Origin of the sequence: Hydrogenophaga sp. (assembly GCF_028698005.1) — a bacterium.
Lineage (GTDB): Bacteria > Pseudomonadota > Gammaproteobacteria > Burkholderiales > Burkholderiaceae_C > Hydrogenophaga.
Genome location: NZ_JAQVEJ010000009.1, coordinates 32875 through 39352 on the forward strand (window position 1 = coordinate 32875; position 6478 = coordinate 39352).

Here is a 6478-nt window from a genome sequence, read left to right on the forward strand (position 1 = left end):
GACACCTGGGTCGATCACCCCTGGACCCTGTGGACCAGCACCTGGGTCCATCGCAACACACCGCACCTGATCGTCAACCAGGTGGCACTGGGCGTGCTCACCGCGCTGGCCTGGGTGCTGCGGCCCACGCGCGCCGCCACCCTGGCCTGGTTCCTGGCCTGGCCGCTGTCGCAACTGTCGCTGCTGCTGTGGCCACAGATCGGCCATGCCACGGGCCTGTCGGGTGTGCTGCACGCCGGCGCCACCGTCATGGCGGTCGAGCTGGTCTTGCAGCGTGTGCGGGTGGACAAGGCACGGCGCTGGGGCCTGATGCTGGCGGCGGGCCTGGCCGCCAAGCTGACCATTGCCCGGGCCTGGCACCGGCCCGTCGTCTGGGACAACGCCAGCGAGATGTCGGTGGTGCTCGCGGCCGACCTGACCGGTGTTTTCTGGGGGCTGGCGCTGGCATGCGGCGCCTTCGGCCTGGGCCACCTGTGGCGGCGCCGGCGACACCGCACGATGGCCACCGGCGTCTGATCGACCGGTTTCTGACAGACGGCGCGGAACTTTTCGCGCGGTGCCACCCTCCATGTCAGTACAGGGGCGCCGGCAGCGGCGTCGCTGGACGAGTTTTTTGCACTGCGAAGCCTTCCGGCCACCAGGCCGGATGCAATCCTGAGGCGTTTCTCCTCCTCCTCCCTCCCTCCCTCCTTCGTCTCGGGGCGCTTCGCAGGCTCTTTTATTCACCCCCGTCGTGCGGCGGCGCCATGAAGCCGGCGGTCAGCCGCCCGTGGAGGCAAGCGCCGCGCAGCGGCGCCCGGGGACCTTATGCTGGCTGCGTATCGACGAAGCTCTGGCGCAAGGCCAGCTTGTCGGCCAGCCGGGCCAGGTTCGGGTAGGGGGTGCGCCAGTCCAGCGCGGGAAAGCGGAAGTCCAGATAGGCCAGTGCGCAGCCCACGGCAATATCCGACAGGCTCAGGTGAATGCCCGAGCAAAAAGGCTTGTCGCCCAGGCCCTGCCCCATGGCCTTCAGGGCCGCTTCGATCTTGCCCATCTGCCGGTCCACCCAGGCCTGGCTGCGCTCGCCCTCGGCCCGGCCGGGCCAGGTCAGTTCCAGGCGCGCCAGCACGGCCGCATCCAGCAGCCCGTCGGCCAGCGCCTCCCAGGTCTTGACCTCGGCACGCTCACGGCCCGAGGGGGGAATGAGCTTGCCCACCGGTGAAAGGGTGTCGAGGTATTCGACGATCACCCGGGAATCGAACATCGCGTCGGCGCCCTCCATCACCAGGCACGGCACCTTGCCCAGCGGGTTCGACTCCATGATCCGCGTGTCGTGGGACCAGACATCCTCCTGGATGAACTGGTAATCCAGCTTTTTCTCGGCCATCACGATGCGCACCTTGCGCACGTAGGGGCTGGTGATGGCGCCGATGAGTTTCATGGTCATAGATCGACAGAATGTGGGCCCACGATTCTAGCGGCCCGCCCCGGATTTCGTCGCCGCTCGGATGCACCGCCCGGCGGCCCGCACTTCTACAATCGGGGGATGAAACCGAACGCCCCTGCTGCCCCCGCCCTGTCACCGATTTCCGCCCTGTCACCGCTCGACGGCCGCTACGCCGGCCGCCTCGCCGCGCTGCGGCCCTTCATGAGTGAACAGGGCTACATGCACCGTCGCGTGCAGGTCGAGATCGCCTGGTTCATCGCCCTGTCCGACGCCGGTTTCGCCGAGTTCGCTCCCCTGACCCCGGGCGCGCGCACCTACCTGCTGGGCCTGGTCAAGAATTTCAGCGAAGCCGATGCGGCCGCGATCAAGGAGATCGAGAAGACCACCAACCACGACGTCAAGGCGGTCGAGTACTGGATCAAGTCCAGGTTCGAGGCCCGTCCCGAGCTGGAAAAGGCGGCCGAGTTCGTGCACTTCGCCTGCACCAGCGAGGACATCAACAACACCAGCCACGCGCTGCAGCTCAAGGGCGGGCGCGACCAGGTGCTGCTGCCGGCACTGGACCAGATCATCGACAAGCTGCGTGCCATGGCGCACGCCTACGCCGGGGTACCCATGCTCAGCCGCACCCACGGCCAGACCGCCAGCCCCACCACCGTGGGCAAGGAGCTGGCCAACGTGGTGGTGCGCCTGGCCGGCGCGCGCGAGCGCATCGCCGCCGTCCCCCTCATGGGCAAGATGAACGGTGCCGTGGGCAACTACAACGCGCACCTGTCCGCCTGGCCCGACTTCGACTGGGAGGCCTTCAGCCGCAAGGTCGTCGAAACCCCGGAGCCCCTGGGCCTGGGCCTGACCTTCCAGCCGTATTCGATCCAGATCGAGCCGCACGACTACATGGCCGAACTGTTCGACGCCATGGCGCGCGCCAACACCATCCTGATCGACCTGGCGCGCGACATCTGGGGCTATGTCAGCCTGGGCTACTTCAAGCAGAAGCTCAAGGCCGGCGAGATCGGCTCCAGCACCATGCCCCACAAGGTCAATCCGATCGACTTCGAAAACGCCGAGGGCAACCTGGGCCTGGCCAATGCGCTGCTCAGGCACCTGAGCGAGAAGTTGCCCATCAGCCGCTGGCAGCGCGACCTGACGGATTCGACCGTGCTGCGCAACATGGGCGTCGCCATGGGCTACGCGGTGCTGGCCTACCACTCGCTGATGACCGGGCTGAACAAGCTGGAGCTCAACGAGGAAGCGCTGGCGGCCGACCTCGATGCCTCGTGGGAAGTGCTGGCCGAGCCCATCCAGACCGTGATGCGCCGTTTTGGTGTGCCCGGCGCCTACGAAAAGCTCAAGGAAGTCACGCGCGGCAAGACCGTGACCGCCGAGGCGCTGCATGCCCTCATCCGCAGTCTGGAGATCCCCTCGGCCGAGAAGGAGCGCCTGCTGGCCCTGACCCCGGCCAGCTACGTGGGCAAGGCTGCCGAACTGGCGCAGCGCGCCTGACGCATGAACGGTCTTTCCTGCCGCGCCAGCGGTTCGGTCGCCCGCCGTTTGTATGACATAGTCGTCTTCATCGCCACGGCGGGTCGACCGGATAGGTTGCCCGCGCGCAGGCGCCTCTGCACATCCGTCTCTGCCCCTCTTGACCATCCTCCCCGACCGCAGGGGTGGTTCACCTATTTGCCGGAGTAGCCAGTCATGGCCATCGAGCTGTACAACAAAAATGGCCATGTGTGCCTGATGTTCGCCCATCTCAGCGATGAAGGCGGCGAGGCTGTGCAGGCCAACCAGTTCCTCGTCATCGACCAGCAACAGGGGGCGATCATCGACCCGGGCGGCAATGTCGCCTACAACGAGCTGCTGCTGACCATCGGCCGCTATTTCCAGCCCAACAAGCTGACCGAAATCCTGGCCTCGCACGCCGACCCGGACATCATCGCCTCGCTCGACCGCTGGATGACCAGCACCCAGGCCAAGCTCTACATCTCGCGCCTGTGGGAGCGTTTCGCGCCGCATTTCTGCAAGCCGGGCAAGACGGCGGGGCGCATCGTCGGCATCCCCGACCCCGGGATGCGCATCCCGCTGGGTCGCAGCGAGATCATCGCGCTGCCGGCCCACTTCATGCACTCCGAGGGCAATTTCCAGTTCTGGGATCCGGTCAGCCGCATCCTGTTCTCGGGCGACCTGGGTGTGTCGATCGGCACGTCGTCCGATGCGGCCAAGCCGATCACCGACCTCAGGCCACACCTGCCCCGCATGGAGGCCTTCCACCGCCGTTACATGGTGTCGCAGAAGGTGCTGCGCCTGTGGGCCAACATGGCGCGCACGCTGCCGATCCAGATGATCGTGCCGCAGCACGGCGCCCCGCTGGCCGGCAAGGCGGTGCCGGAGTTCATCGACTGGATCGGCACCATCGAGTGCGGCATCGACGGCCTGACACAGGCCAACTACACCGTTCCCGGGTAAAGGTCGCGGGGCCCGGGGTGGCCCGACGCCGCAGGAGCCTCGTCTTCAGGCGCCGTGGTCATTCGACCGCGCGCTCGGCGTAGCGGTTGAAGCGCCAGGCACTGGCCTCGAGGGTGATGCGACGCCAGACGGCGCGTTTTTCACCCGGGGACATGGCCGGCCAGCGCTGCACCTCCTCGAAGCTGCGCCCGCAGCCCTTGCACACATCGTCGCCCTGGCTGGTCGAGCAGATCGCGATACACGGTGTATCGGGGGTCGTCTCGTACCAGACCTGCCAGGCGCGGCGCGCCGCCGCCGGCATCCGGTCCTCGTCGACCTCGTCGTCGCGCCGCCAGGCCATGAGGGCGTACACCTCGGCCAGTGCACGCAATTCCGCGTTCAAAGACAAGCCATCTGAAGGGAGTGAGCGCTCACGCCAGTAATTGATGGATGCCTCGATGTCGGTGATATGGATGCCGGCCATGAGACGCGCATCATAGCCACCCCCTGAGGCACCGGGGGGCCACTTGTGGGAACCCCTTACCCGAGCGGTGTGCCGCGGCCTTGGCGGCCCGCCTACAATCGGCGCTTCGAAGGGGAGTAGCTCAACGGTCATCCCCCGACCGTCCGGTTCGTCGTCACCACGGGGCCTTGCCTGGCCTCCGGCGATCCGGGCCCGCCGCACCGGCGGGTCGAGCAAGACCTTTGACAGACCGGCCGTGGCCGGTGTCAGGCTGCGCATGCCCCTTCGATCGATGCATCGTTCAAGGGGGTTCCGCGTGCCTGCACCGCTGCACGGGCCAACCGTGGTGCCGCGACCGGCGGCACCATCAAAGAAGCAACGAGGACCACATGGATTTGGAATTTTTCATGCATGCCCCCTTCTGGATCGCGCTGGGGCAGATCATCGTCATCGACATCCTGCTCGGTGGCGACAACGCGGTCGTGATCGCGCTGGCCTGCCGCCGACTGCCACCGGCCCAGCGCACCAAGGGCATCATCTGGGGGACCGCCGGCGCCATCATCCTGCGCGTCATCCTCATCGCCTTCGCGATGACGCTGCTGAACATCCCGTTCCTGAAGTTCGTCGGCGCGCTGCTGCTGGTGTGGATCGGTGTCAAGCTGCTGGCCCCCGATGAAGAGGAGCATGGCAACATCCAGGGCAGCGACAAGCTGCTGGCGGCCATCAAGACCATCATCGTGGCTGACCTCGTGATGAGCGTGGACAACGTGATCGCCATCGCCGGCGCGGCCCAGAACGCCGGCCAGGACCACTCGCTGATCCTCGTGGTCATGGGCCTGCTGATCTCGATCCCGATCATCGTCTGGGGCTCGCAACTGGTCATCAAACTGATGGCGCGCTTTCCGGTCATCATCACCCTGGGCGGCATGCTGCTGGGCTGGATCGCGGGCGGCATGCTGGTGACCGACCCGGCCTTCGTGAACCCCGACCAGTGGACCTGGGCGCCCAAGCTCGGCACCCTCAACGACAAGGGCGAAGCCGTCATCTCCGGCACGCTGTACTGGACGGCCCATATCGCCGGTGCGCTGCTGGTGCTGGCCCTGGGCAAGTGGGCCGCCTCGCGCAAGCCGCAGAGCGCCGAAGAGGCCGCCTGAAGCACCGCCCGCGCGGCTGACGGCAATCGCCGTCGTCCCGCGCTGGCGCACGCCCACCCCCGGGACGGGTTGGGCAATGCTATGCTGGCATCATGAAACTGATCCTGACCTGGCTGCTTGCCGCATGCGCCCTGCTGCTGGTGGCCAACTTCCTGCCGGGCGTGCACGTGCAAGGGTTCGGCTCGGCCATGATCGCCGCCGCCGTGATCGGCCTGCTCAACGTGCTGGTCCGGCCCATCCTCGTGATTCTGACCCTGCCGGTCACCATCGTCACGCTGGGCCTGTTCCTGTTCGTGATCAATGCGCTGATGTTCTGGGCGGCCGGCTCCATCCTGGCCGGCTTCCAGGTGAGCGGCTTCTGGACCGCGCTGCTGGGCTCGCTGATCTACTCGGCCCTGATGCTGGTGATCAGCATGGCCATGCAGTCACTGCTTTCGCGCTGATTCTTCCCGCACGCGCTGCTCCATCTGGCGCGCGCGCGCATCGACGATGGCCAGCTCCATCGGATCGGCCGAGCGGTCGGCCGGCGGCAAGGCCTGCGCCGCGCGGAAGCGCTCCAGCGCACCGCTCCAGTCGAATTGCGCGGCCCGCGCCTCGCCGTCGGCACGGATGCCGCGCAGCTTCCGGCCCAAGGCCAGTTCCGCACCCGACAGCAACTGCCAGGCCAGCGCATCACGCGGGTGATCGACCACCCAGGCGTGCAAGCGTTCGGCCACCGGCTTCGCCCCGCCGCTGACCATCGCCGCCTGTGCCCCCAGCAGCACACCGGCACGCTGGCTGCCGGCCAGGGCCCGGTCGCGCCAGACCAGCCATTCGGGTGTGGGCTGGTCACCGGCGCGCTGGCGCAAGGCCGCGCTTCCCACCTCCAGTTGCAACCACTCGGCCGGGCGCTGCCCCGACGACCCGGCCCGTGCGACCAGGCGCGCAGCCAGTTGCCCGGCCAGCCCGTGCTGGCCCAGGCGCGAGGCCGACAGGGCGGCGGCGTACAGC

The 6478-nt window shown here is 67.6% G+C and carries 7 protein-coding genes and 1 pseudogene; 5 read left to right on the forward strand and 3 right to left on the reverse strand.

The window, feature by feature from the left end; all coding sequences use genetic code 11:
- The first annotated feature begins 27 nt into the window (after nucleotides 1–27).
- On the forward strand, nucleotides 28–516 hold the full coding sequence (locus tag PHQ87_RS02075) for a hypothetical protein (RefSeq protein WP_300230708.1): 489 nt from the start codon (nucleotides 28–30) through the stop codon (nucleotides 514–516).
- Nucleotides 517–805: 289 nt separating this feature from the next.
- Here PHQ87_RS02075 and PHQ87_RS02080 read toward each other — a convergent pair whose 3' ends face one another.
- Nucleotides 806–1420: a glutathione S-transferase C-terminal domain-containing protein gene (locus PHQ87_RS02080; protein ID WP_300230710.1), complete on the reverse strand. Its 615-nt coding sequence runs from the start codon at nucleotides 1418–1420 to the stop codon at nucleotides 806–808.
- A 105-nt stretch (nucleotides 1421–1525) separates the two neighbouring features.
- Between PHQ87_RS02080 and purB the strand changes: the two genes are divergently transcribed.
- Both purB and PHQ87_RS02090 read left to right on the forward strand, forming a co-directional pair.
- Nucleotides 1526–2929, forward strand: a complete 1404-nt coding sequence (purB, locus tag PHQ87_RS02085; protein WP_300230697.1) for an adenylosuccinate lyase — start codon at nucleotides 1526–1528, stop codon at nucleotides 2927–2929.
- A gap of 195 nt (nucleotides 2930–3124) precedes the next feature.
- A complete protein-coding gene (locus tag PHQ87_RS02090; protein ID WP_300230699.1) occupies nucleotides 3125–3892 on the forward strand; it encodes an MBL fold metallo-hydrolase in 768 nt (255 codons plus the stop codon).
- A gap of 58 nt (nucleotides 3893–3950) precedes the next feature.
- On the opposite strand, the gene PHQ87_RS02095 is transcribed toward PHQ87_RS02090, so the two are convergent.
- Nucleotides 3951–4355 (reverse strand): DUF3717 domain-containing protein, encoded by a 405-nt coding sequence (locus PHQ87_RS02095; protein ID WP_300230701.1) that lies wholly within the window; start codon nucleotides 4353–4355, stop codon nucleotides 3951–3953.
- A 368-nt stretch (nucleotides 4356–4723) separates the two neighbouring features.
- On the opposite strand from PHQ87_RS02095, the gene PHQ87_RS02100 reads away from it, so the two are divergent.
- Together PHQ87_RS02100 and PHQ87_RS02105 are read left to right on the forward strand one after the other, a co-directional pair.
- A complete protein-coding gene (locus tag PHQ87_RS02100; protein WP_300230704.1) occupies nucleotides 4724–5488 on the forward strand; it encodes a TerC family protein in 765 nt (254 codons plus the stop codon).
- Nucleotides 5489–5580: 92 nt separating this feature from the next.
- Nucleotides 5581–5931 (forward strand): phage holin family protein, encoded by a 351-nt coding sequence (locus tag PHQ87_RS02105; RefSeq protein WP_300230706.1) that lies wholly within the window; start codon nucleotides 5581–5583, stop codon nucleotides 5929–5931.
- On the opposite strand, the pseudogene PHQ87_RS02110 reads toward PHQ87_RS02105, so the two are convergent.
- Nucleotides 5914–6478 (reverse strand): annotated as a pseudogene (locus PHQ87_RS02110) (peptidase M48); the annotation flags it as partial. The gene PHQ87_RS02105 and the pseudogene PHQ87_RS02110 overlap by 18 nt on opposite strands.

Coding starts and splice junctions, on each gene's coding strand:
- PHQ87_RS02080 (WP_300230710.1), bottom strand. CDS start 1,420: ATGAAACTCATCGGCGCCATCACCAGCCCCTACGTGCGCAAGGTGCGC.
- purB (WP_300230697.1), top strand. CDS start 1,526: ATGAAACCGAACGCCCCTGCTGCCCCCGCCCTGTCACCGATTTCCGCC.
- PHQ87_RS02090 (WP_300230699.1), top strand. CDS start 3,125: ATGGCCATCGAGCTGTACAACAAAAATGGCCATGTGTGCCTGATGTTC.
- PHQ87_RS02095 (WP_300230701.1), bottom strand. CDS start 4,355: ATGGCCGGCATCCATATCACCGACATCGAGGCATCCATCAATTACTGG.
- PHQ87_RS02100 (WP_300230704.1), top strand. CDS start 4,724: ATGGATTTGGAATTTTTCATGCATGCCCCCTTCTGGATCGCGCTGGGG.
- PHQ87_RS02105 (WP_300230706.1), top strand. CDS start 5,581: ATGAAACTGATCCTGACCTGGCTGCTTGCCGCATGCGCCCTGCTGCTG.